This is a genomic window from Pseudomonas sp. D3-10 (genome assembly GCF_051132175.1).
Classification (GTDB): domain Bacteria; phylum Pseudomonadota; class Gammaproteobacteria; order Pseudomonadales; family Pseudomonadaceae; genus Aquipseudomonas.
Map to the genome: position 1 here is coordinate 4,882,766 of NZ_CP071668.1, position 23,213 is coordinate 4,905,978.

A 23,213-nucleotide genomic window follows, 5' to 3' on the forward strand; every position below is an offset into this window, starting at 1 on the left:
TTGTGGGGGCGATAATTGCCGTTAAACCTTAAACCGCCTTGACCTCAAGAATTTCCACTTCGAAACTCAAGGTCTTGCCCGCCAATGGATGGTTGAAGTCCACCGTCACCTGGGCATCGTCGAAAGCCTTCACCACACCCGGCAGCTCGGCGTTGGCCGCATCGTTGAAAATCACCAGCAAGCCCTCGGACAGTTCCATGTCCTGGAATTGCGAGCGTGGCATGGTCTGCACGTTTTGCGGGTTGGGCTGACCAAAGGCATTTTCCGGTGGAACGACCACGGTGCGCTTGTCGCCGGCCTTAAAACCGAAGAGCGCCGCCTCGAAGCCCGGCAGCAGGTTGCCGTCGCCGACCTTGAACACCGCCGGCGCCTTGTCGAAAGTGCTGTCGACCGTGTCGCCGTTTTCCAGGTGCAGGGCGAAGTGAAGCTTCACTTCGGTGTTTTGAGCGATACGCTGCTCAGTCATGGACGGCTTCTCCGGTTTTCTTGCTCTTGAACATATCCAGCGCGAGCATCACGGCGCCCACGCTGATGGCGCTGTCGGCAAAGTTGAACGCGGGGAAGTACCAGCGATTCTGCCAATGCACCAGGATGAAATCGACGACGTGGCCCAAGGCAATCCGATCGTAGAGATTGCCCAGCGCCCCACCCAGGACCAAGGCCAGCGCCACCGCCAGCCAGGTTTCGTCACGCCCCAGGCGCTTGAGCCAGACCACCAGCACGGCGCTGACCACCACGGCGATCAGCGCGAACAGCCAGCGCTGCCAGCCCGAGCTGTCGGCCAGGAAGCTGAACGCTGCACCGGTGTTGTAGGCCAGTGTCCAGCTGAAGTAGTCAGGAATGACCACGATTTGCTGGTACAGGGTCAACGAACCCTCGAAGTAGTACTTGCTGGCCTGATCGATCACCAGCACCAGCACGCTCAACCAGAGCCAGCCCAGCCGCCCGAAACGGCCCGCCACATTAGGCATAGTGGCGAACCTCGCCTGTGCCGCTGATGTTGTCGACGCAACGACCGCAGATTTCCGGATGCTCCGGGTTCACGCCGACGTCTTCACGGCAGTGCCAGCAACGGGCGCATTTGACGAAGCTCGACTTGACCACCTTGAGCTTCAGGCCACTCACTTCGGTGACCACAGCATCAGCCGGCGCCTGCGCCAACGGCGCGACACTGGCGGTGGAGGTGATCAGCACGAAGCGCAGCTCGTTGCCCAGTTTCGCCAGGTCGGCGCCCAGGGCGTCTTCGGTGTAGAGCGTCACTTCGGCCTGCAGGTTGCCGCCGACGGCCTTGGCCGCCCGCTGAATTTCCATTTCCTTGTTGACCGCTGCCTTGACCGCCATCACTCGATCCCAGTACGCACGGTCCAGCTCGAAGCCTTGCGGCAGTTCGGTCAGGCCTTCGTACCAGGTGTTGAGCATCACCGATTCATTGCGCTCGCCCGGCAGGTATTCCCACAGCTCATCGGCGGTGAACGCCAGGATCGGCGCGATCCAGCGCACCAGCGCTTCGCTGATGTGGAACAGCGCGGTCTGGCAGGAACGGCGCGCCTTGCTGTTGGCGCCGGTGGTGTACTGGCGATCCTTGATGATGTCGAGGTAGAAACCACCGAGCTCCTGCACGCAGAAGTTGTGGATCTTGGAGTAGACGTTCCAGAAACGGTATTCGCCGTAGTGTTCCTGCAATTCACGTTGCAGCAGCAAAGTACGGTCCACGGCCCAGCGATCCAGGGCGAGCATGTCTTCGGCCGGTAACAGGTCGGTGGCCGGGTTGAAGCCGGTCAGGTTCGAGAGCAGGAAACGCGCGGTGTTACGGATTCGCCGGTAGGCGTCGGCGCTGCGTTGCAGGATCTGCTCGGAAACCGCCATCTCGCCGGAGTAATCGGTGGATGCAACCCACAAGCGCATGATGTCAGCGCCGAGGGTGTCGTTGACTTTCTGCGGCGCGATCACGTTGCCCAGGGACTTGGACATCTTGCGGCCGGACTCGTCGACGGTGAAGCCGTGGGTCAGCAGCTCGCGGTACGGCGCGTGGTTGTCGATGGCGCAACCGGTCAGCAAGGACGAGTGGAACCAGCCGCGATGCTGGTCCGAACCTTCCAGGTACAGGTCGGCGCGCGGGCCGGTCTCGTGGCCCATCGGGTGTGAACCGCGCAGCACGTGCCAGTGGGTGGTGCCGGAGTCGAACCAGACGTCCAGGGTGTCGCTGATCTTGTCGTACAGTGGCGCTTCGTCGCCCAGCAGCTCGGCGGCGTCCAGCTTGAACCAGGCTTCGATGCCTTCGGCTTCGACGCGCTGGGCAACTTGTTCCATCAGCTCGACAGTACGCGGGTGCAGCTCGCCGCTTTCCTTGTTCAGGAAGAACGGAATCGGCACGCCCCAGTTGCGCTGGCGAGAGATGCACCAGTCCGGACGGTTGGCGATCATCGAGTGCAGGCGCGCCTGGCCCCAGGCCGGCACGAACTGGGTCTCTTCGATAGCCTTGAGCGAACGCTGGCGCAGGGTGTCGCCGCTGGTGGGCTGCTTGTCCATGCCGATGAACCACTGCGCCGTGGCACGGTAGATCAGCGGGGTCTTGTGGCGCCAGCAGTGCATGTAGCTGTGTTCGATGACGGTGGTGTGCAGCAGCGCGCCGACTTCGGTCAGCTTGTCGACGATGGCCGGGTTCGCTTTCCAGATGAACTGGCCGCCGAAGAATTCCAGCGACGGCACGTACACGCCATTGCTCTGCACCGGGTTGAGGATGTCATCGTTGACCATGCCGTATTTCTTGCAGGTCACGAAGTCGTCAACGCCATAGGCCGGCGCGGAGTGAACCACGCCGGTGCCCGCGCCCAGTTCCACGTAGTCGGCCAGGTACACCGGCGACAGACGGTCGTAGAACGGATGGCGGAAATTGATCAGTTCCAACGCCGAACCTGGCGCGGTGGCAACCACCGAACCTTCGAGGCCGTAACGGGCCAGGCAGGATTCGACCAGCTCTTCGGCCAACACCAGCAGCTTGTCACCGACATCGACCAGGGCGTAGTTGAATTCCGGGTGGACGTTCAGCGCCTGGTTGGCCGGGATGGTCCACGGGGTGGTGGTCCAGATCACGATAGCCGCCGGCTTGGCCAGCTTGCCCAGGCCGAACGCGGCGGCGAGCTTGTCTTCATCGGCGATCGGGAATGCGACGTCGATGGTCGAGGACTTCTTGTTTTCGTACTCGACTTCCGCCTCGGCCAGGGCCGAACCGCAATCGAAGCACCAGTTCACGGGCTTGAGGCCCTTGAACACGAAGCCACCCTCGACGATTTTCGCCAAGGCACGGATTTCGCCGGCTTCGTTCGCAAAGCTCATGGTCTTGTACGGGTTGGCGAAGTCGCCCAACACGCCGAGGCGGATGAATTCGGATTTCTGCCCTTCGATCTGCTCGGTGGCATAGGCACGGCACAGCTCGCGGGTCTTGTCCGCGCCCAGGTTCTTGCCGTGGGTCACCTCGACCTTGTGCTCGATCGGCAGGCCGTGGCAGTCCCAGCCCGGGACATACGGCGCGTCAAAACCCGACAGGGTCTTGGAGCGGATGATCATGTCCTTGAGAATCTTGTTCAGCGCGTGACCGATGTGGATGGTGCCGTTGGCGTACGGAGGGCCGTCGTGCAGGACGAACTTCGGACGATCCTTGCCAATTTCGCGCAACTTTCCGTACAGGCCAATGCTGTCCCAACGCTGCAGAATCTGTGGTTCGCGCTGAGGCAGGCCGGCCTTCATTGGGAAGGCGGTGTCCGGAAGGTTTAGCGTGGCTTTATAGTCGGTCATTTAAGGCTCTTCATTAGCGATTGGCGCTGGTTGCGACAAGGGCACGGGCGGCGGCGATATCTGCATGGATCGCCGTCTTGAGCGCCTCCAGAGAGGCAAAACGCTGCTCTTCACGCAGCTTCTGGTGGAAAACCACCGTCAAACGCCGGTCATACAGATCGCCGGCAAAATCCAGAATGTGTACTTCGAGATGGGCCTTGCCATCTCCCTGGACCGTCGGCCGTACGCCGATATTGGCGACGCCGGGCCAGGTCTTGCCATCGATGTCGACACTCACCAGGAACACCCCGGTGAGCGGCACACGACGGCGCTTGAGCTGCACGTTGGCCGTTGGCGTGCCTAATTGACGCGCCAGTTTTTGCCCATGCAGGATCCGCCCGGCAATCCGGTACGGCCGGCCGAGCAAGCGCTCGGCCAATTCGAAGTCGGCGGCCGCCAAGGCGTTGCGGACCTGGGTGCTGCTGACGCGCAAACCGTCCATCTCGACGGTCTGCGCCGCTTCAACCGTGAAGCCCTGGGCGATACCTGCCTGTTGCAGGTAATCAAAATCTCCGGACCGATCACAGCCAAAACGGAAGTCATCGCCGACTTCCAAGTGTTTCACATCGAGACCATCCACCAGGATGGTATCGACGAATTCGGCGGCACTGAGTTTGCTCAGGCGCTGGTTGAAGGCCAGGCACAGGACCCGGTCGACGCCTTCGGCGGCCAGCAGCTGCAGCTTGTCCCGCAGCCGCGCCAAGCGGGCCGGAGCGGTGTCCGGGGCGAAAAACTCCCGGGGCTGCGGCTCGAAGATCACCACGCAGCTGGGCAGGCCCAATTCCAGCGCACGCTCGCGCAGCCGCGCCAGGATAGCCTGGTGACCACGGTGGACACCGTCGAAGTTGCCAATGGTGGCGACACAGCCCCGATGGCGGGGACGCAGGTTGTGAAGGCCTCGAACCAGCTGCATAACGCGCTTCTTGCTCATAAAGTGGCCGATTATAACCACACCCGGCGGTCGGTGACAGGCAACACCGTAACCCAAAGTGATCGAACCGACAAAACCGCCGTCGGGCCCGTGATCATACAGAGCAGGTGCTCAGTTCAAGGCTTTGCGATTGAAGTCGCGCAAACGGAACCCCATCAGCAGCAACATGCCGAAATACGCCACCACGCCCGCCACGACCAACACGCCCAGGCGCAGGAAACGCTCGAGCATCTGCCCTTCGCCCCAAGCCGGCATGAAGTGCATCCCGGCCAACAATACCGCCGACATCACCGCCACGGCGACCAGCAGCTTGAGGCCGAACTTGCCCCAGCCCGGCAGCGGTTGATACATCTTCTGCTTGCGCAGTTGATAGAACAGCAGCCCAGCGTTGAGGCAGGCCCCTGCACTGATTGCCAAGGCCAGGCCGGCATGGGCCAGGGGACCGATGAGCAACAGGTTGAACAGTTGGGTCATCACCAGCGTGAAGACCGCGATCTTCACCGGCGTGCGGATGTTCTGCTGGGCATAGAAACCTGGCGCAAGGACCTTGATCACGATGATCCCGAGCAGCCCCACCGAATAGGCAATCAGTGCCCGCTGCGTCATCAGGGCATCAAATGCATTGAATTGACCGTACTGGAACAAGGAAACGGTCAGCGGCTCGGCGAGGATCCCCAACGCCAACGCGCAAGGCAGGACCAGCACGAAGCACAGGCGCAGGCCCCAATCGAGGATCCGCGAGTACTCATGGCGATCCTGGCTGGCGTAGGTCTTGGCCAGGGTCGGCAGCAGAATCGTGCCCAGCGCCACGCCCAGCACGCCGGACGGCAACTCCATCAAGCGGTCGGCGTAGTACATCCACGACACCGAGCCAGCCACCAGAAACGAGGCAAAAATAGTGTTGATGATCAGCGAGATCTGACTCACCGAGACACCGAGAATCGCCGGCAGCATCTGCTTCATGACGCGCCACACGCCGCTGTCGCGCAGGTTCAGCCGCGGCAGCACCAGCATGCCGATCCTCTTCAGGTGCGGCAGTTGATAGAGCAACTGCGCCAGGCCACCCACCAATACCGCCCATCCCAGAGCCATTACCGGTGGATCGAAATACGGCGTCAGGAACAACGCAAACACGATCATGCTGACATTGAGCAGCGTCGGCACGAAGGCCGGCACCGAAAAGCGGTTCCAGGTATTGAGGATCGCCCCGGCCAGCGACGACAGGGAAATCAGCAATATATAAGGAAAGGTCACCCGCAACAGATCCGAGGTGAGCTGGAACTTTTCCGGCGTGTCGGTGAACCCTGGCGCGGTGGCCCAGATCACCCAAGGCGCGGCGAGCATGCCGGCGGCCGTGACAAGTGCCAACACCAGCGTCAGCAACCCCGTTACATAGGCGATGAAGGTGCGGGTCGCCTCGTCGCCCTTCTGGCTTTTATATTCCGCCAGGATCGGCACGAAGGCCTGGGAAAAAGCCCCTTCGGCAAAGATTCGCCGCAGCAGGTTGGGCAATTTGAACGCAATGAAGAAGGCGTCGGTGGCCATTCCGGCACCGAATATCCGGGCGATCAGCGTATCGCGAACGAACCCCAGGACACGGGAAAGCATCGTGATAGAGCTGACGGCAGCCAACGATTTAAGCAGATTCATGAAAAGAGTTTTTGCCTGTCGATAAACAGCAGGCGAACAATGCGCCCACTTGTGCGATACTCCGCGCCGCTAAACAGCACAGCGCCAAAGCCCGCGAGTTTACAGGTCGCACGCCGGAAAGAAATCATTCGGTGCGCCGCACCTGCCATTCAGCGGAACGTGTCACCCGCCCTTGACAAGACCTCAACTCATCGGCATGATTCGCGGCCTATTTTGTTTGCTATTTCCTAAAAAGTCTTTCGAGGAGCTCGACGGTGGCCAACTCACCTTCCGCCAAAAAACGTGCAAAACAGGCTGAGAAGCGTCGCAGCCACAACGCCAGCCTGCGTTCCATGGTCCGTACCTACATCAAGAATGTAGTCAAGGCCATCGACGCAAAAGACGCTGAAAAAGCACAAGCTGCTTACGTTCTGGCTGTGCCAGTTATCGACCGCATGGCCGATAAAGGCATCATCCACAAGAACAAGGCTGCTCGCCATAAGAGCCGCCTGAATGGCCACGTAAAGGCCTTGAACGTTGCCGCTGCTGCCTAAGCGACGCGCTCGTTAAAAAACCGACCTCAGGGTCGGTTTTTTATTGCCTGCGATTTATCAACCACACAGCAAAAAAACTGTGGGAGCGAGCTTGCTCGCGAATGCTGTCTGCCAGCAGCATTGATGCCACCTGACACACCGTATCGCGAGCGGGCTCGCTCCCACACAGGGGCATTGAGCGTAGGTTATTGAGCCCGAGCCCACGGCAGGATCGGAATCGCCGTCACCGCATTTTGCGGGCTGCCCTCGATCACGCGATCGCTATAGACCAGATACACCAGCGTATTGCGCTTCTTGTCGAGGAACCGCACCACCTGCATGGTCTTGAACACCAACGAAGTGCGCTCGCGGAACACCTCTTCGCCGTCCTTGAGGTCGCCCTTGAAGCTGATGGGCCCGACCTGCCGACAGGCGATGGACGCCTCGGCGCGATCTTCGGCCAGGCCCAGACCGCCTTTTACACCACCGGTCTTGGCCCGCGACAGGTAACAGGTCACGCCGTCCACCTTGGGATCGTCAAACGCCTCGACCACGATCCGATCGTTCGGCCCGACAAACTTGAACACCGTCGAGACCTGGCCGATTTCCTCGGCCGAAGCCAGCAGCGGCAGTGCCAGCAGCAAACCGATCAATCCTTTTGCCATACCCATGTTTTTTCCTTAGACGAGGATCAGGTTGTCACGGTGGACCAATTCGGGCTCCGCCATGTAACCCAACAAGCCGACGATCGCATCAGACGACTGGCCGATGATTTTCTGCGCTTCCAACGCGCTGTAGTTGGCCAGGCCGCGGGCGATTTCGCGACCGTCCGGCGCGACGCATACCACCATCTCGCCGCGACGAAAACTGCCCTGGACCAGCTTCACGCCCACTGGCAGCAAACTCTTGTTGCCCTGGGACAAGGCCGACACCGCCCCCGCATCCAGCACCAAGGTGCCACGGGTTTGCAGATGCCCGGCCAACCATTGCTTGCGTGCCGCCAGCATGCCGCGCTCGGGCGACAACAATGTTCCGATACGCTCGCCAGCCTTCAGGCGATCCAATACACGTTCCAGCCGACCACCCACGATAATCGTATGCGCCCCGGAGCGGGCCGCCAGGCGCGCCGCGCGCAGCTTGGTCTGCATGCCGCCACGCCCCAAAGCCCCGCCGGTGCCACCCGCCACGGCATCCAGCGCCGGATCATCGGCGCGGGCCTCGTAGATCAGCTTGGCGTCGGGATTGTTGCGTGGATCGGCATCGAACATGCCGTCGCGATCCGTGAGGATCACCAGCAGATCCGCCTCCACCAGGTTCGCCACCAGCGCGGCCAGGGTGTCGTTGTCGCCAAAACGGATTTCGTCGGTGACCACCGTGTCGTTCTCGTTGATCACCGGGATAACCTTCAGCTCGACCAACGCCCGCAACGTACTGCGGGCATTGAGGTAGCGCTTGCGGTCGGACAGGTCGTCATGGGTCAGCAGGATCTGCGCCGTGTGGCGACCATGCTCGGCGAAGCTCGACTCCCAAGCCTGGACCAGGCCCATCTGGCCGATGGCGGCGGCAGCTTGCAGCTCATGCATCGCGCTGGGTCGCGACGTCCAGCCCAGGCGACTCATGCCGGCAGCCACGGCCCCGGAAGAGACCAACACCAACTCGACACCCGCCTCATGCAAGGCCACCATCTGTTCGACCCACACCGCCATAGCCGTGCGATCCAGGCCCTTGCCATCCGCCGTCAGCAGTGCGCTGCCGATCTTGACGACCCAGCGCTGCGCACCCGTCACCTTGCTCCGCATTTTCTTCAACCTTTGCCAGCGAACGGCGCGACCCAGCGCCGCCCATGGGATTATTCGTATTTGCGTTTTACAGATACCAAAACGCCGCTCGATTGAGCGGCGCCTTGGAAACCGGCTGGCTGCGATGATAACACCGCCCTGGACCAGTTAATGCCAGCCACACGAGAATCCTTGTGGGAGCGAGCCTGCTCGCTCCCACAGGTTTTGCCTTCAAGCGGCCGGCATCAGCACAAGATCAGTCGCGGACGTAGATGATCTCCGGACCGTCCTCGTCATCCACATCTTCTTCGTCCCAATCGTCGTCACCGATGTCATGGACCGACTTGACGCCACTGCGGCGCAAGGCACGCTGGTCGTCCAGCGCCTGCAACTGGGCGCGCGCCTCGTCTTCGATGCGCTGGTCGAGCTCGGCCAGCTCTTCCTTGTAGGCCGGGTCGTTGGCCAGGCGATCGGCGCGATCTTCCAGGTAACGCATGATGTCGTGGCACAGACGCTCGGTGTTTTCCTTGGCGATGGCCGAGATCACGTAGACCGGACCTTCCCACTCCAGGCGATCGACGATCTCCTTGACCCGCTCCTCGTGCTCTTCCTCGAGGATCTGGTCGCACTTGTTCAGCACCAGCCAACGGTCGCGCTCGGCCAGGGCCGGGCTGAACTTGGTCAGCTCGTTGACGATGACCTCGGCAGCATCGGCAGCACTGGTTTCATCCAGAGGCGCCATGTCGACGAGGTGCAGCAACAGGCGGGTACGGGACAAGTGCTTGAGGAAGCGAATGCCCAGGCCGGCACCCTCGGAAGCGCCTTCGATCAGCCCCGGAATGTCGGCGATCACGAAGCTTTTCCAACGGTCGACACTGACCACGCCCAGGTTTGGCACCAGGGTGGTGAACGGGTAGTCGGCCACTTTAGGCTTGGCCGCCGACACCGAGCGAATGAAGGTACTTTTACCGGCATTCGGCAGACCTAACAGACCCACATCGGCCAACACTTTCATTTCCAGCTTCAGGTCACGCTGTTCGCCGGGCTTGCCTGGCGTGGTCTGGCGCGGCGCGCGGTTGGTACTGGATTTGAAACGGGTGTTGCCCAGACCGTGCCAGCCACCATGGGCCACCAGCAAACGCTGGCCGGCCTTGGTCAGGTCGCCGATGACTTCCTGGGTGGCGGAATCGATCACCGTGGTACCGACCGGCACGCGCAGGATCAGGTCTTCGCCCTTCTTGCCGGTGCAGTCGGTGCTGCCACCGTTGGAGCCACGCTCGGCATCGAAGTGCCGGGTGTAACGGTAGTCCACCAGGGTATTGAGGTTTTCATCGGCGAGCATGTAGATCGAGCCGCCGTCGCCCCCGTCACCACCGTTCGGGCCACCGTTTTCAATGAATTTTTCCCGACGGAAACTCATGCAGCCATTGCCGCCGTCGCCAGCCTTTACTCGAATCGATACTTCATCAACAAACTTCATGACACACGCCTCTCGCCGTACGGACGAGCCGAAAAAAACAAGACATAAGACTCTTGCAAAAATGAGCGCAGCGACCTCAAAACACGCCCCAACCGCAGCGCCGACAGCCCATACAAACAGTTTTGCAAGAGACTCACCCCACAAACGAAAAAGCCCCGTCGCAAGACAGGGCTTTTCCAGCGGTCTCGCAATTAAGCTGCGATAACGCTTACGTAACGACGACCGAAGGCGCCTTTTACTTCGAACTTGATCACGCCTTCGATTTTAGCGAAGAGGGTGTGATCCTTACCCATGCCAACGCCGTAGCCAGCGTGGAATTGGGTGCCGCGCTGACGCACGATGATGTTGCCCGCTTTGATAGCCTGGCCGCCATACATCTTCACGCCAAGGCGTTTGGCTTCTGAGTCGCGACCGTTACGGGTACTACCACCAGCTTTTTTGTGTGCCATGAGTTCAATTCTCCTAGTGAGGAATTAGGCTGAAATTAAGCCTGAATACCGGTGATTTTGATCTCGGTGTACCACTGGCGGTGGCCCATACGCTTCATGTGGTGCTTACGACGACGGAACTTGATGATGCGGACTTTATCGTGACGACCTTGGGAGATCACTTCAGCCACTACGGTAGCGCCAGCAACGACTGGAGCGCCGATATTCACGTCATCGCCATTGGCGACCAACAGAACGCGATCAAAAGTCACGGATTCGCCGGTAGCGATTTCCAGTTTTTCGATCTTCAGGTATTCACCTGGGGCGACCTTGTATTGCTTGCCACCAGTAACGATTACTGCATACGACATGGTATTTCTCCGATAATCCTGCTCACCCAGCGCTTTATAAGAAGAGGTATTGGCTGGCATGGCTGCATGGGCTGGAAGGCCCGGATGCAATTGCGTAAGGCAGGTGCTGCCCAGGAAGTTCAGGGTGCGCGATTGTACGCAAGCTGACCGAGCCTTGCAAGTGGCCGCCCCGCACTGTAGAAGCATGCGCCTTGACACCTGCGGACGTGGGTCCTAGCATGCCGCGCAACCCTTCTGGAGCGCCTGTCGCTGATGCAACCCCAAGCTTTCTACCGCGCAGTGGCGGACGATTTTAGTGCCGTCGACGGTATCATCAAGAAGCAGCTGACGTCCCGCGTGCCGCTGGTATCGAAAATCGGCGACTACATCACGTCGGCCGGCGGCAAGCGCCTGCGTCCTTTATTGGTGCTACTGTGCGGCAAGGCACTGGGTCGCGAAGGCGACGACATGCGCCTGCTCGCCGCCACCATCGAATTCCTGCACACCGCGACCCTGCTGCATGACGACGTCGTCGACATGTCCGGCATGCGCCGTGGCCGTTCGACCGCCAACGCCATGTGGGGCAACGCCCCGAGCGTGCTGGTAGGTGACTTCCTGTACTCGCGCTCGTTCGAAATGATGGTCGAGCTGGGCTCGATGCCGGTAATGAAGATCCTGTCCCAGGCCACGCGCATCATCGCCGAAGGCGAAGTGCTGCAGTTGTCCAAGGTGCGCGATGCCAGCACCACCGAAGAAACCTACATGGAGGTCATTCGCGGCAAGACCGCGATGCTCTTCGAAGCCTCGACCCACAGCGCCGCCGCCCTGGCCGGTGCCACCGCCGAGCAGAGCGAAGCCCTGCGCACCTTTGGCGACCACCTGGGCGTGGCCTTCCAGCTGGTGGACGACCTGCTGGACTACAAGGGCGACGCCGAGACCCTGGGCAAGAACGTCGGTGACGACCTGGCCGAAGGCAAGCCGACCCTGCCGCTGATCTACACCATGCGTGAAGGCACGCCTGAACAGGCAGCTTTGGTACGCCAGGCGATCCAGAAAGGCGGGATCGAGGACCTGGAGAGCATCCGGATCGCGGTCGAAGCTTCCGGATCGCTGGAATACACCGCGAAATTGGCCCAGGACTACGTCGCCCGCGCAATCAAGTGCCTCGACGCCCTACCGGCCAGCGAGTACCGCGATGCGCTGGTGGAACTGAGCGAGTTTGCGGTCGCCCGCACCCATTGATTGCATGAAAACGGCGAGCTTTTGTGGCGAGGGAGCTTGCTCCCGCTCGGTTGCGCAGCGACCGCAAGTGCCATAAGGGGGCGGCTGCGCAGCCCACCGGGAGCAAGCTCCCTCGCCACAAAAGCCCCGTATCACCCTCCTGGCAACAAAACCCTATACAATGTGCGCCCTTTTGCCCTCCTGATACCAAGGAACCTTAGTGAGCACGTTGCCTCCCTGCCCGAAATGCAATTCCGAATACACCTACGAAGACGGTACCCAGCTGGTCTGCCCGGAGTGCGCCCATGAATGGTCCGCCGGCGGCGAAGCGCAAGCGCCATCCGACGACATCGTGAAGAAGGATTCGGTCGGCAACGTCCTGCAGGACGGCGATACCATTACCGTGATCAAGGACCTCAAGGTCAAGGGCACTTCCCTGGTGGTCAAGGTTGGCACCAAGGTCAAGAACATCCGCCTATGCGATGGCGATCACGATATCGACTGCAAGATCGACGGCATCGGCCCGATGAAGCTTAAATCCGAGTTCGTCAGAAAAGTCTGAATCTGTTGTATTTCCCATCCCATGCCCCGCGTGGGATGGTGCTTGCCTTCCCCCTCCCCAACCCTATTTTGTGCGGCCCCACGGGATTCCACCCGCTTGGGCTTTCACAACCCATCGTCAGAAAAAAACCGTTGCGCCAATAGAGACTTGCTATTTAGCGAATAAGAATTATTCTCATCGAACCCATCAAGGAGATGAGAACCATGACTTATTTGATCGATGCCTGGCTGGACCGTCCACATCCCTACCTGAGGATCCTGCACCGGGAAACCGGGGAAGTCTGTGCGGTGCTTGAAGAAGAAGCCTTGAATGAGCTGCAGGACCAGGGGGATCTGGACCTCAACAGCCTCAACTCCAGCGAACCGCTGGTGCTAAAGGAGTTGGTGCGAAACCTGTTCCTGTTCTGCTACGCCCGGGCGTTGCGCCCAACGGGTGACTTCAGCGGCAGATTCCATGGATGAGCATAAATAACCTGTGGGAGAACCTGTGGGAGCGATGGTGCGGCTCGCTCCCACAGTTTTTTGTCCGGCTGTAAAAACCGGACAGGGTCTTACAATACGTCCAACAGCTCGACGTCGAACACCAGCACGCTGTGCGGCGGGATGCTGCCAACGCCCTGGGCGCCGTAGGCCAGCTCGCTAGGCACGTACAAACGCCATTTACTGCCGGCGTTCATCAGTTGCAGCGCCTCGGTCCAGCCAGGAATCACGCCGCCTACCGGGAATTCGGCTGGCTGGCCACGATCGTAGGAACTGTCGAACACAGTGCCGTCGATCAGGGTGCCGTGGTAATGGGTTCGCACTTGGTCTTCACGGGTCGGCTTGGCGCCTTCACCCTGGGTCAGCACTTCGAATTGCAGGCCGGAGGCCAGGGTGGTGATGCCTTCGCGCTTGGCATTTTCAGCCAGGAACGCACGACCTTCGCCCGCAGCGGCCTCAGCCTTGGCGGCGGCTTCCGCTTGCATGATTTCACGGATGACCTTGAAGCTGGCGGACATCTCGTCCTGGCCCACGCGGCTTGGCTTGCCGGCGAACGCGTCGGTCAGGCCGGCCAGGATCGCGTCCAGGCTCACGCCCGGTGGCGGATTGTCGCGCAGTTGGTCGCCCAACTGACGGCCAATGCCGTAGCTGACGCGTGTTTCGTCGGTGGACAGGTTAACTTCGGACATGATGCTGCTCCGCTGTGCGGACGGCCCGGGAAGTTGCCGTGCGTACACAGCGCCTCCCGGAGCGCCCGGAACCAAAAGGGCGAGCAGACTAGCACAGATGCCGCAGCGCGTGACGAACCTCAGTGCTTGGTCAGCTTGTCCAGATACCCCATGGCGAAGGCCGACACCACGAACGTCATGTGGATGATCACGTACCACATCAGGTGGTCGGGATCGACATTCTTGGCATCCATGAAGATACGCAACAAATGGATGGAAGAGATGGCTACGATCGACGCGGCCACCTTCATCTTCAGGGATGAAGAGTCCATGGTGCCCAGCCAGTTGAGCTTTTCCTTGTCGGAATCGATGTCCAGTTGCGAGACGAAATTCTCATAGCCGGAGATCATCACCATGACCAGCAAACCGCCCACCAGCGCCATGTCGATCAGCGACAGCAGTACCAGGATCAGCTCGGACTCGGCCATGGAAAACACGTTGGGGATGACGTGAAAGACTTCCTGGAAGAATTTCAGCGCCAGGGCCAGCAAGCCCAGAGACAGCCCGAAGTAGATCGGCGCCAGCAGCCAACGGGAGGCGTACATTGCATTTTCGATAAAGCGTTCCATTGAGTCTCACACCAGGGCTGAAAAAACGCGGCGAGTATACCAGCCACGCCCCTACCGACAAACGCCGGTCCGGCCTGCGGATCTACTGGCGGAGCATGCCCCTGGACGACTCACTGAAGCGGACGAAACTCAAAACCGCCAACGTTGCGACAACGCCCTCCGTTGATCTCCCGCAGTTGCGCCTGCATGTGCAGGGACCAGATCTGCGGATCGTCGGCCAGTTCATAACCGTGGGTTGTCAGGCTCTGGACGATGGTGTCGAGTATGGTTTCTGCGGCGGTCGGCCCGGGAAACGGCCCCTGGGCCTTGATGGCGGAAGGTTGCTCGCCGGCCATTCCGGCGGCGAAGAGCACGGTCCACATGCCCGTGTCTCCAGCGAGCGGACGGACAGCACATTCAATGCGGGTCACCAGGCCCAGGCACTGGCGGGTAAGGCAAAGGTTGCGCGACATGGCGGCGCCCCTCGGTAGATCCGGTATTCAGCCCAGGCGGGGCTGTTTCGATCCAATGATGGCTCTCGTTATCCTTGAACTGAGGATAGGAGAAAAGTTCCGGCGGCGAAGGATTTCGAAACCAGAATGCGCCGAGCGGTCACAGTGTGAATATTGACGCCAAACTGGTGGCGCATTAAGAAAAAATGATCCATAAAAAACAGTGTGGGAGCGAGCCTGCTCGCGAAGGCGGATGGACAGCAACAATGATGTCGACTGTCCATCCGCTATCGCGAGCAGGCTCGCTCCCACAATTAGATTTTCCGATATAGGGAAAATCCTCAAGCAGGCTTGGCCTCCGCCAGCGCCTGCTGCGCCAGTTCCTTTTCCGCCTCCTTGATATCGTCCTCGCTGATCATTTCCGCGATAACCCGCAGCCGCTCCACCACGCGCGCATTGACGCTGCCCTCCGGGAACTCGCCGTTCTCGTCCGGCTCGCCCGCGGGTTCGCCCACCAGCAGGCTCAGGGCTTCGTCGGCCTGGCGCACGGCGTAGACGTGGAATTGCCCGGCGCGCACGGCGGCCAGCACTTTTTCATCGAGCATCAGGGTCGCAACATTGGCCTGGGGAATGATCGCCCCCTGCTCGCCTGTCAGCCCGCGGGCTTCACAGAGGCGGAAGAAGCCTTCGATCTTCTCGTTGACCCCACCCACCGCCTGCACTTCACCAAATTGGTTGATCGAGCCGGTGATGGCGAAGCACTGCTTCAATGGCGTCTTCGACAAGGCCGAGATCAGCGTGCAAGCTTCGCCGAGGGATGCGCTGTCGCCGTCCACATAGCCGTAGGACTGCTCCAGGGCGATGCTGGCCGAGATCGCTAGCGGGAATTCCTGGGCATACCGGCTTCCCAGGTAGCCGGTAAGAATCATCACACCCTTGGAGTGGATTGGCTGGCCGAGGTTGACCTCTCGCTCGATGTCGACGATACCGCTGCCGCCGGGATATACCGTGGCCGAAATGCGCGCCGGGACACCGAACGCAGAGTCGCCCACCTCAAGTACCGTCAACCCGTTGCACTTGCCCACGGCCGCGCCGTCGGTGTCGATGAGGATGATCCCCGCCAGCATGTCGTCGAGGATTCGCGCCGAGACACGCCCGGTGCGGGTTGCCTTGGCCTTCAAGGCGCGCTCGATGTGACCGGCATCGGTCATCTCGTCACCGGCCAGTTGGCGTATGAAATCCGCCTCGCTGACCAGTTGGAAAAGGTCACCGATACGCGCCGAAAGGCGTCCCTGGTGTTCGGCCAGACGCGCACTGTAAGTCGCCAGGCGCGCCACCGCATCGGCGGTCAGCGGCGCCATGCCCTCTTCCGAGGTGCGTGTCTTGAGCAACTGGGCAAACTGCTCCAGGCTCTCGTCGCCCATCGGGATGTCTTCATCGAAGTCCACCAGTACGCGAAACATTTCCTGGAAATCCGAATCCAGGTCCTGCAAGGCGTAATAGAGCTGGCGCGCGCCGATGATCACGACCTTGACCTGCAACGGGATGTGCTGCGGCGTCAGGGTGACCGTCGCCAGCCGCCCCAACTCGCCCAGTGGCGACTCCATTTTCAGCTTGCGCGACTGCAGGGCACGCTTGAGCGCATCCCACACGAACGGCTCGCCGAGCATCTTTTCCGCTTCCAGGATCAGAAAACCACCGTTGGCACGGTGCAAGGCGCCTGGGCGCAACTGCCGATACGTGGTGTAGAGCGCGCCCTGGTCGGTGCTGTACTCGATGCGCCCGAACAGGTTGTCGTAGGTCGGGTGCGGCTCGAACACCACCGGCGCGCCACCGCTCGCCGGATGGCCGACGACCAGGCTCGGCGCGTATTGCTCTTCCAGCAGCTTGCGGGCGACGGCGTCGGTCTTGCTGTCGTCCACCAGTTGTTCGACCACGGTCTTGAGCAGATAGACCTGCATGGCTTGCAGATATCCACAAACCGCGGCGTTCTCGGCGTACTTTTCCGACAACGGCGCCAGCAAAGGCTGTAAGGCCAGGGTGATGGTTTCTTCGTTGAGCTGACGCAACTGGTTGTTGGATTCGCGTTTCCACTGCGGGAGGCTGGCGAGCTCTTCGTTCAGGCGCTCCTCCAGGCCGGAAATATCTTCGTGGAACCGCTCGCGCTCGGCCTCCGGCAGTTGGGCGAACTCCGCCTCGTCCAGCGCCTTGCCCTCGCTCATCGGCGTGAACGCGATGTTGCTGCTGTCACGGTACAGCGCGACATCCTTTTCCAATGCCAGGCGCTCGATCACATCGAGAGCGCGGTCGTAGCGCTGGTTGAAGGCGCGGTCGATGGCGCTTTTTTTCTGCTGGTAGGACGGGTGCTCGAACACGGCCGGAAAAGTCGCCAGCAGATTGTCGATAAGGCCATTGATATCGCCAATGAACGTGCCCGCCGTACCCGAGGGCAGCTCCAGGGCGCGTGGCTCGCGAGGCTCATCGAAGTTATTGACATAGACCCAGTCCGACGGGGTCTGCATGCGCTTGCCTTCGGCCTTGAGGTAGCGCTTGACGAAAGAGAACCGGCCAGTACCGGGCTCACCCATGACGAATACGTTGTAACCGGGGCGTGGCATCGCCACACCGAACTGCAATGCTTCGACCGCACGCTCCTGGCCAAGCACACCGCGGAAGGGCTCCAGATCATTGGTGGTAGAGAAGCTGAACTGTTCAGCGGAAAACGGACGGGTCAGCGCTTCGGGCGCTAGACGCAAGCTGGCAGCAACAGGATCAGGCATCGGGCTTCCTTACATCAGGCGGGGCAGATAGCGGCATTCTGGCGCTGCCTATACCTGACTGGCAAGGAGCGTCTCAGGCCAAAGCATAGTCGAGGGAAAAACCCAGCGCAGAGCCCCGCAAGCAACGGGTTTGCAGTAATGTTTTTGCAAAATGTCACGGAACCCTCGGATCGTGCCTAAACTCCAAACTGCGCGGCTGGAACAATAACCGGCCCACTGGCTCCTGTAGGGGCCAGACCCTGTCCATTGGTATGCACATAAAGAGAACATAGCTATGAAACGGATTCTTCTCGGTACTCTCTTCACCGCTGTATCCATCAACGCCATGGCTCAGGCGCCGGGCGGCCCGGATTGCGGTTGGGGCAACATGCTGTTCGAAGGTCAGCGTGGCACCCCGGCCCACTTCCTCGCATCCACCACCAACGGCACCTCCGGCAACGCCACCTTCGGCATGACCTCCGGCACCAACGGCTGCTCGACCAACGCAGCACTGACCTACGGTGGTAAGTCCTGGCTGGCCATGAATGGCATGATGAACGAGCTGTCCGAAGACATGGCCAAGGGTCAGGGCGAAGCGCTGACCACCTACGCCGTGGTACTGGGTGTGGCGCCGGAAGATCGCGCTCACTTCTCCGCTGTGACCCACGAGCACTTCCAGCAGATCTTCAGCAAGGCTGACGTGACCGCAGAAGACGTGCATGCCAACACCCTGGCCATTCTGAAAAACGACCCTCGCCTGGCCAAGTACGCGACTCAAGCTTAAGCTCGACACCACTCGCTCCTTTCGGGGAGCGGGTTTTCTTTCTGGGGCCCTCTCGGTCTTTATTTTTCGATCTTCCAAGTAGCCGACTATGCTCAAACGCCTTGCCTGGCTGGCGCTCTGTGTGTGCGCCCCGCTATCCGCCGCGCCTCATGTCGACCCTCAACGTTTGCAGCAACTGGCCAATGACCGCTTCTGGATTTCCCTTGGCCACTACGAAACCGCCAAGCTCGGCGGCTGGCGCAGCTACATCAGCGACAAGAAATTCTTCCTCGCACCCGACGGCAACGAGCATCCCGACCGCGAACTGACCGCCACGCTGCAAGCCCTGTACGGCCCGGCCAGTGCCGGCCAGCAGCATGCCCAGTGCGTGTACGCGGCGCGTACCCGCTGGCTGAAGGCGCAGCTCGACCTGACGGACCTGCCCTCGGTCAATTGCAGCGATTACACCCAATGGTTCAAGGACGTTTCGCCCCACAGCGCGGTGATGATCTTCCCGGCCGCGTACCTGAACAGCCCGTCATCGATGTTCGGCCATACGTTGCTGCGCATCGACCAGGCCGATGTGCAAAGCGACAAGACCGCGCTGCTCAGCTACGCGATCAACTTCGGCGCCTACATTGAAGGTTCGGATAACAGCATCCTCTACGCCTGGAAGGGCCTGATGGGCGGCTACCCTGGCCTGTTCGCCCTGGTGCCGTACCAGGAAAAACTCTCCGAATACCGCAGCCTCGAGAATCGCGACCTATGGGAATACCGCCTGAACCTGAGCCAGGCGGAAACCGAACGGATGGTCGAGCATGTGTGGGAGCTCAAGCAGATCCAGTTCGACTATTTCTTCTTCGACGAAAACTGCTCCTATCGCCTGCTTGAATTGCTGCAAGTCGCCCGTCCCAGCCTGCGCCTGACCGAACAGTTCCCGCTCACGGCGATCCCCACCGACACCGTCAAGGCGGTGAAAGAAGCCGGGCTGGTGGAAAGCATCCAGTACCGCCCGTCCCGGGAGCGAGAGTTGCTCAGCCGCGCCGAACCGCTCAGCGATAATGAGCAGCAGTGGGTTTTGAAGGTCAGCGCCGACCAGCAACAATTGCAAACGCCCGACTTCAAGGCGCTACCGCGCGAGCGTCAGGCGCTGATCATCGATGCCGCCTACCGCCTGGAGCGTTATCGCGCCAACGGCCAGGAGCGCGATCCACAGCGGGCCCAGCGCAGTTTCGAGCTGCTGAGGGCGATCAACCAGAACCCCGCGCCGGAACTGGACATCCCACAGCCGGGCCTTCCGGAAGACGGCCACGAATCGCGCACCTGGCAGGCCGGCCTGGGTACGCGGGGTGACCGTGCGTTCGGTGAGTACGGCCTGCGCATGGCCTATCACGACCTCAACGACAACGCCGAAAGCTTTCCGCTGGGGGCGCAAATCGAGATCCTTCAACTAAAGCTGCGCCAGTACGAAGGCAACGACTGGCAAGTGCAGCAGCTGGACCTGGCGACCATCCGCTCCCTGACCCCGCGCAACGAGCTGCTGCAACCGTTGTCCTGGCAGGTCACTGGTGGCCTGGAGCGGGTTCCGGGCAAACACGACGACGAAACATTGGTCAGCCACGTCAACGGCGGCGCGGGTGGCACTTGGGCGCTGGGCGAAGATGTACTGGGCTTTGCACTAGGCACGGTGCGGGTCGAACGCAACAACGATTTCGCTCAATTCATCGCCCCGGCCGCCGGATTCAACAGCGGCGTGCTGTGGAAGAACCCGCTGGGCAACCTGAGCCTGGAAGCCAAGGGCGATTACTTCGTCAATGGCGAGGTACGCCGTAGCCTGAGCCTGAACCAGCAGTGGGAATTGTCCCGCAACCTGGGCCTGCGCCTGAGCGCCCAGCGAGAGTTCAGCCACTTGGCCTCGCCAGAGAACGAGGTGATGCTCGAGGTGAAGTGGTACCACTACTGAACGAACGGATTGATCACCGCGCTTTCACACCTTTCTGACGAATCCGCTTCTAGACTTCTTTTATGAGTGGATCGGGCAGGAACGCAAAACATGTGGCGCGCGGCGGTGGTATTGGGGGTGTTGGTGTTGCTCGGTGGCTGTGAAACAACCCATGAGGATTTGATTGCCCGAGGTTATCCACCGGCCTTCGCCGACGGTTTCGATGATGGCTGCAGTAGCGGTCGGCAAGCCGCCGGCGTGATCACAGGCCAGTTCAGGAAGGACGTGCCGCGTTATCTCAAGGATGCCCGCTACGCCGAGGGCTGGAGCGACGGCTTTCGCCAGTGCCAGGCCATGCGCGAGAGTGAAGAGCGTGACGCCTACCGCGAACGCCACTGGGACGATCGCGAACGTGCCTGGCAGCAGGAGAAAGATCGCGACGCCGCTCGGGCCTATCGCACGCAGTGAGTCGCTCAGAGACATCCGTCGAAACCAAAACCTTGCGACCATCGCCCAAACTCCAACAGAGGAGAACCCTATGAGTCGCGCTTTCGTCAACGAAGACAACGCCGCCGCCCAGGCCGATCAACCGGTCGAACGCCAGGTCAGCGCACAGCCCAACTACGTCACGCCGGCGGGGCTTGCTCAATTGCAGGCACGGGTCACCGAACTGCAGCAACTGCATAGCCAACAGTCTGCCCAGGGCGAGCGGGCAGACAAGCAGCGTATCGCCGATATCGAACGGGATCTGCGATATTTCAATCAACGCCTGCAAAGCGCCCAGGTCGTTACGCCGAGCCATTGCGATCAGGTGCGAATCGGGCACTGGGTGACTTTTGCCGATGAGCACGATCAGGAACGGTGTGTGCAATTGGTTGGGGAAGACCAGGCCGATGCGGCCAATGGACTGATCAACTGGGGCTCGCCGCTGGGGCGGGCCTTGCTGGGGGCGAAGGTTGGGGATGAAGTGGTGTGGAAGCGGCCGGCGGGGGATCTATCGATTGAGGTGGTGGCAATTGACCTGAAGTAAAGCCACGGTCCATGAAAAACGGAGCCCGAAGGCTCCGTTTTTCATGCAACCGACCGAATCAGGCCAGTTTCTTGTGCCGTACGCGATGCGGCTGGGCGGCGGCTTCGCCGAGGCGTTTCTTGCGATCGGCTTCGTACTCGGTGTAGTTGCCTTCGAAGAACACCGCTTGGGAGTCGTCTTCATATGCCAGGATGTGGGTTGCCACGCGGTCAAGGAACCACCGGTCGTGGGAGATCACAATGGCGGCGCCCGGGAAGTCCAGCAAGGCTTCTTCCAGGGAACGCAGGGTTTCGACGTCGAGGTCGTTGGACGGTTCGTCGAGCAGCAAGACGTTACCGCCCTCCTTCAACGTCAACGCCAGGTGCAAGCGACCGCGCTCACCGCCGGAGAGATCCTTGACGAATTTCTGCTGATCGCCGCCCTTGAAGTTGAAACGACCGACATAAGTGCGCGACGGGATTTCATAGTTGCCGATACGGATCTGGTCGGAACCGTCAGAGATCTGCTGGAACACGGTCTTGCTGCCGTCCAGGTCCTCACGGCTCTGGTCGACGCAGGCCAGTTGCACGGTTTCACCGATCTCGATGGTGCCGGAGTCCGGGGTTTCCTTGCCCATCAGCATGCGGAACAGCGTGGATTTACCCGCACCGTTACCACCGATCACACCGACAATGGCGCCTTTAGGCATGGAGAACGACAGGTTGTCGATCAACACGCGGTCGCCGTAGCCCTTGGTGACGTTCTTGAATTCGATGACCTTGTCACCCAGGCGCGGGCCGGCCGGGATGTAGATCTCGTTGGTTTCGCTGCGCTTTTGGAATTCCTGAGACTGCATTTCCTCGAAGCGTTGCAGGCGAGCCTTGGATTTGGACTGGCGGGCCTTGGCGCCCTTGCGCACCCATTCCAGTTCTTCCTTCATGGCTTTTTCATGGGCCGACTGCTGCTTGGACTCCTGGGCCAGACGATCGGACTTGGCTTCCAGCCAGCCCGAATAGTTGCCCTCGTACGGAATGCCCGCGCCGCGGTCGAGTTCCAGGATCCAGCCGGCGACGTTGTCCAGGAAGTAACGGTCGTGCGTGATCGCAACCACGGTGCCTGGGAAGTCGTGCAGGAAGTGTTCGAGCCAGGCGACGGAGTCGGCGTCCAGGTGGTTCGTCGGTTCGTCGAGCAGCAACATGTCCGGCGCGGACAGCAGCAGGCGGCACAGGGCCACGCGACGCTTTTCACCGCCCGACAGATGTTCCACTTTCGCGTCCCAGGCCGGCAGGCGCAGCGCATCGGCGGCCACTTCCAGCTGGCGATCCAGGTTATGACCGTCGCTGGCCTGCAGGATCGCTTCGAGCTTGGCCTGTTCGGCGGCCAGCTTGTCAAAATCGGCGTCCGGGTCGGCGTAGGCGGCGTAGACCTCGTCCAGGCGCGCCTGGGCGTCCTTGATCACGCTGACCGCTTCCTCGACCACTTCACGCACGGTCTTGGTCGGGTCCAGTTGTGGCTCTTGCGGCAGGTAGCCGATGTTCAGGTCGGGCATCGGACGGGCTTCACCGTCGAACTCCTTGTCGACGCCGGCCATGATTTTCAGCAGCGTGGACTTACCCGAGCCGTTGAGGCCCAGTACGCCGATCTTGGCGCCAGGGAAAAAGGAAAGAGAAATGTTTTTCAGGATTTCCCGCTTCGGCGGAACAACTTTGCCCAGCCGATGCATGGTGAAGACGTATTGAGCCATGGTGAACCTAGCGTCAGTGACAGTGAAAAGAACGAGCCAGGCC

At 60.8% G+C, this 23,213-nt stretch carries 23 protein-coding genes; 8 read left to right on the forward strand and 15 right to left on the reverse strand.

Going from position 1 to position 23,213, the window contains the following annotated elements:
• Positions 1–28: 28 nt before the first annotated feature.
• The 5 genes from fkpB to murJ all read right to left on the reverse strand — a co-directional run bounded on the left by fkpB (position 29) and on the right by murJ (position 6,415).
• Positions 29–466 carry an FKBP-type peptidyl-prolyl cis-trans isomerase gene (gene fkpB / locus J3P90_RS22100; protein ID WP_420767642.1) on the reverse strand — a complete coding sequence of 146 codons (438 nt, stop codon included), beginning with the start codon at positions 464–466 and terminating at the stop codon, positions 29–31.
• Positions 459–971, reverse strand: coding sequence for a signal peptidase II (gene lspA, locus J3P90_RS22105; protein ID WP_420767643.1), 513 nt, complete (start codon positions 969–971; stop codon positions 459–461). Before lspA ends, fkpB begins: the two co-directional genes overlap by 8 nt.
• Positions 964–3,795: an isoleucine--tRNA ligase gene (gene ileS, locus J3P90_RS22110; RefSeq protein WP_434562236.1), complete on the reverse strand. Its 2,832-nt coding sequence runs from the start codon at positions 3,793–3,795 to the stop codon at positions 964–966. Before ileS ends, lspA begins: the two co-directional genes overlap by 8 nt.
• A 13-nt stretch (positions 3,796–3,808) precedes the next feature.
• A complete protein-coding gene (gene ribF, locus J3P90_RS22115; RefSeq protein ID WP_420767645.1) occupies positions 3,809–4,747 on the reverse strand; it encodes a bifunctional riboflavin kinase/FAD synthetase in 939 nt (312 codons plus the stop codon).
• Positions 4,748–4,876: 129 nt separating this feature from the next.
• The gene (gene murJ / locus J3P90_RS22120) at positions 4,877–6,415 is read right to left on the reverse strand and encodes a murein biosynthesis integral membrane protein MurJ (protein ID WP_420767646.1); all 1,539 of its coding nucleotides are present in this window, start codon (positions 6,413–6,415) and stop codon (positions 4,877–4,879) included.
• A 254-nt stretch (positions 6,416–6,669) separates the two neighbouring features.
• Here murJ and rpsT point away from each other — a divergent pair, with 254 nt between their 5' ends.
• Positions 6,670–6,948 carry a 30S ribosomal protein S20 gene (gene rpsT / locus J3P90_RS22125; RefSeq protein ID WP_020798646.1) on the forward strand — a complete coding sequence of 93 codons (279 nt, stop codon included), beginning with the start codon at positions 6,670–6,672 and terminating at the stop codon, positions 6,946–6,948.
• Between the two features lie 185 nt (positions 6,949–7,133).
• Here rpsT and J3P90_RS22130 read toward each other — a convergent pair whose 3' ends face one another.
• The 5 genes from J3P90_RS22130 to rplU form a co-directional block, all read right to left on the reverse strand.
• Complete coding sequence (locus tag J3P90_RS22130) at positions 7,134–7,598, reverse strand: CreA family protein (RefSeq protein ID WP_420767647.1); 465 nt, start codon at positions 7,596–7,598, stop codon at positions 7,134–7,136.
• A gap of 9 nt (positions 7,599–7,607) precedes the next feature.
• Positions 7,608–8,726 (reverse strand): glutamate 5-kinase, encoded by a 1,119-nt coding sequence (gene proB / locus J3P90_RS22135; protein WP_420767648.1) that lies wholly within the window; start codon positions 8,724–8,726, stop codon positions 7,608–7,610.
• Positions 8,727–8,961: 235 nt separating this feature from the next.
• Entirely contained in the window at positions 8,962–10,185 is a 1,224-nt protein-coding gene (gene cgtA, locus J3P90_RS22140) for an Obg family GTPase CgtA (RefSeq protein WP_039593902.1), read from the reverse strand.
• Positions 10,186–10,376: 191 nt separating this feature from the next.
• The gene (gene rpmA / locus J3P90_RS22145; RefSeq protein WP_053153633.1) at positions 10,377–10,634 is read right to left on the reverse strand and encodes a 50S ribosomal protein L27; all 258 of its coding nucleotides are present in this window, start codon (positions 10,632–10,634) and stop codon (positions 10,377–10,379) included.
• Positions 10,635–10,669: 35 nt separating this feature from the next.
• Positions 10,670–10,984 (reverse strand): 50S ribosomal protein L21, encoded by a 315-nt coding sequence (rplU, locus tag J3P90_RS22150; protein WP_003176051.1) that lies wholly within the window; start codon positions 10,982–10,984, stop codon positions 10,670–10,672.
• A gap of 252 nt (positions 10,985–11,236) precedes the next feature.
• On the opposite strand from rplU, the gene J3P90_RS22155 reads away from it, so the two are divergent.
• From J3P90_RS22155 to J3P90_RS22165, 3 genes are all read left to right on the forward strand, one after another.
• On the forward strand, positions 11,237–12,205 hold the full coding sequence (locus J3P90_RS22155) for a polyprenyl synthetase family protein (RefSeq protein WP_420767649.1): 969 nt from the start codon (positions 11,237–11,239) through the stop codon (positions 12,203–12,205).
• Positions 12,206–12,404: 199 nt separating this feature from the next.
• Positions 12,405–12,746, forward strand: coding sequence for a zinc ribbon domain-containing protein YjdM (locus J3P90_RS22160; protein WP_420767650.1), 342 nt, complete (start codon positions 12,405–12,407; stop codon positions 12,744–12,746).
• Between the two features lie 203 nt (positions 12,747–12,949).
• Positions 12,950–13,207, forward strand: coding sequence for a PA4570 family protein (locus J3P90_RS22165; protein ID WP_003205743.1), 258 nt, complete (start codon positions 12,950–12,952; stop codon positions 13,205–13,207).
• Between the two features lie 89 nt (positions 13,208–13,296).
• Here the strand turns inward: J3P90_RS22165 and J3P90_RS22170 are convergent, their stop codons facing one another.
• From J3P90_RS22170 to J3P90_RS22185, 4 genes are all read right to left on the reverse strand, one after another.
• Positions 13,297–13,914, reverse strand: a complete 618-nt coding sequence (locus J3P90_RS22170) for an FKBP-type peptidyl-prolyl cis-trans isomerase (RefSeq protein WP_003205746.1) — start codon at positions 13,912–13,914, stop codon at positions 13,297–13,299.
• Between the two features lie 119 nt (positions 13,915–14,033).
• On the reverse strand, positions 14,034–14,522 hold the full coding sequence (locus tag J3P90_RS22175; protein WP_420767651.1) for a TIGR00645 family protein: 489 nt from the start codon (positions 14,520–14,522) through the stop codon (positions 14,034–14,036).
• Positions 14,523–14,632: 110 nt separating this feature from the next.
• Positions 14,633–14,974 (reverse strand): hypothetical protein, encoded by a 342-nt coding sequence (locus J3P90_RS22180; protein ID WP_420767652.1) that lies wholly within the window; start codon positions 14,972–14,974, stop codon positions 14,633–14,635.
• 320 nt (positions 14,975–15,294) lie between these two features.
• On the reverse strand, positions 15,295–17,733 hold the full coding sequence (locus J3P90_RS22185) for a Lon protease family protein (RefSeq protein WP_434562228.1): 2,439 nt from the start codon (positions 17,731–17,733) through the stop codon (positions 15,295–15,297).
• Between the two features lie 274 nt (positions 17,734–18,007).
• Here J3P90_RS22185 and J3P90_RS22190 point away from each other — a divergent pair, with 274 nt between their 5' ends.
• The 4 genes from J3P90_RS22190 to J3P90_RS22205 all read left to right on the forward strand — a co-directional run bounded on the left by J3P90_RS22190 (position 18,008) and on the right by J3P90_RS22205 (position 21,447).
• Positions 18,008–18,496, forward strand: a complete 489-nt coding sequence (locus J3P90_RS22190) for a DUF3015 domain-containing protein (RefSeq protein ID WP_420767654.1) — start codon at positions 18,008–18,010, stop codon at positions 18,494–18,496.
• 88 nt (positions 18,497–18,584) lie between these two features.
• Complete coding sequence (locus tag J3P90_RS22195) at positions 18,585–20,438, forward strand: Lnb N-terminal periplasmic domain-containing protein (protein WP_434675400.1); 1,854 nt, start codon at positions 18,585–18,587, stop codon at positions 20,436–20,438.
• A gap of 90 nt (positions 20,439–20,528) precedes the next feature.
• Complete coding sequence (locus tag J3P90_RS22200) at positions 20,529–20,885, forward strand: hypothetical protein (RefSeq protein ID WP_434562226.1); 357 nt, start codon at positions 20,529–20,531, stop codon at positions 20,883–20,885.
• A 70-nt stretch (positions 20,886–20,955) separates the two neighbouring features.
• Entirely contained in the window at positions 20,956–21,447 is a 492-nt protein-coding gene (locus J3P90_RS22205; RefSeq protein ID WP_434562224.1) for a GreA/GreB family elongation factor, read from the forward strand.
• Positions 21,448–21,505: 58 nt separating this feature from the next.
• On the opposite strand, the gene ettA is transcribed toward J3P90_RS22205, so the two are convergent.
• Positions 21,506–23,170 carry an energy-dependent translational throttle protein EttA gene (gene ettA / locus J3P90_RS22210; protein ID WP_420767658.1) on the reverse strand — a complete coding sequence of 555 codons (1,665 nt, stop codon included), beginning with the start codon at positions 23,168–23,170 and terminating at the stop codon, positions 21,506–21,508.
• Positions 23,171–23,213 lie beyond the last annotated feature (43 nt).

Coding starts and splice junctions, on each gene's coding strand:
- fkpB (WP_420767642.1), bottom strand. CDS start 466: ATGACTGAGCAGCGTATCGCTCAAAACACCGAAGTGAAGCTTCACTTC.
- lspA (WP_420767643.1), bottom strand. CDS start 971: ATGCCTAATGTGGCGGGCCGTTTCGGGCGGCTGGGCTGGCTCTGGTTG.
- ileS (WP_434562236.1), bottom strand. CDS start 3,795: ATGACCGACTATAAAGCCACGCTAAACCTTCCGGACACCGCCTTCCCA.
- ribF (WP_420767645.1), bottom strand. CDS start 4,747: ATGCAGCTGGTTCGAGGCCTTCACAACCTGCGTCCCCGCCATCGGGGC.
- murJ (WP_420767646.1), bottom strand. CDS start 6,415: ATGAATCTGCTTAAATCGTTGGCTGCCGTCAGCTCTATCACGATGCTT.
- J3P90_RS22130 (WP_420767647.1), bottom strand. CDS start 7,598: ATGGGTATGGCAAAAGGATTGATCGGTTTGCTGCTGGCACTGCCGCTG.
- proB (WP_420767648.1), bottom strand. CDS start 8,726: ATGCGGAGCAAGGTGACGGGTGCGCAGCGCTGGGTCGTCAAGATCGGC.
- cgtA (WP_039593902.1), bottom strand. CDS start 10,185: ATGAAGTTTGTTGATGAAGTATCGATTCGAGTAAAGGCTGGCGACGGC.
- rpmA (WP_053153633.1), bottom strand. CDS start 10,634: ATGGCACACAAAAAAGCTGGTGGTAGTACCCGTAACGGTCGCGACTCA.
- rplU (WP_003176051.1), bottom strand. CDS start 10,984: ATGTCGTATGCAGTAATCGTTACTGGTGGCAAGCAATACAAGGTCGCC.
- J3P90_RS22155 (WP_420767649.1), top strand. CDS start 11,237: ATGCAACCCCAAGCTTTCTACCGCGCAGTGGCGGACGATTTTAGTGCC.
- J3P90_RS22165 (WP_003205743.1), top strand. CDS start 12,950: ATGACTTATTTGATCGATGCCTGGCTGGACCGTCCACATCCCTACCTG.
- J3P90_RS22170 (WP_003205746.1), bottom strand. CDS start 13,914: ATGTCCGAAGTTAACCTGTCCACCGACGAAACACGCGTCAGCTACGGC.
- J3P90_RS22175 (WP_420767651.1), bottom strand. CDS start 14,522: ATGGAACGCTTTATCGAAAATGCAATGTACGCCTCCCGTTGGCTGCTG.
- J3P90_RS22180 (WP_420767652.1), bottom strand. CDS start 14,974: ATGTCGCGCAACCTTTGCCTTACCCGCCAGTGCCTGGGCCTGGTGACC.
- J3P90_RS22185 (WP_434562228.1), bottom strand. CDS start 17,733: ATGCCTGATCCTGTTGCTGCCAGCTTGCGTCTAGCGCCCGAAGCGCTG.
- J3P90_RS22190 (WP_420767654.1), top strand. CDS start 18,008: ATGAAACGGATTCTTCTCGGTACTCTCTTCACCGCTGTATCCATCAAC.
- J3P90_RS22195 (WP_434675400.1), top strand. CDS start 18,585: ATGCTCAAACGCCTTGCCTGGCTGGCGCTCTGTGTGTGCGCCCCGCTA.
- J3P90_RS22200 (WP_434562226.1), top strand. CDS start 20,529: ATGTGGCGCGCGGCGGTGGTATTGGGGGTGTTGGTGTTGCTCGGTGGC.
- J3P90_RS22205 (WP_434562224.1), top strand. CDS start 20,956: ATGAGTCGCGCTTTCGTCAACGAAGACAACGCCGCCGCCCAGGCCGAT.
- ettA (WP_420767658.1), bottom strand. CDS start 23,170: ATGGCTCAATACGTCTTCACCATGCATCGGCTGGGCAAAGTTGTTCCG.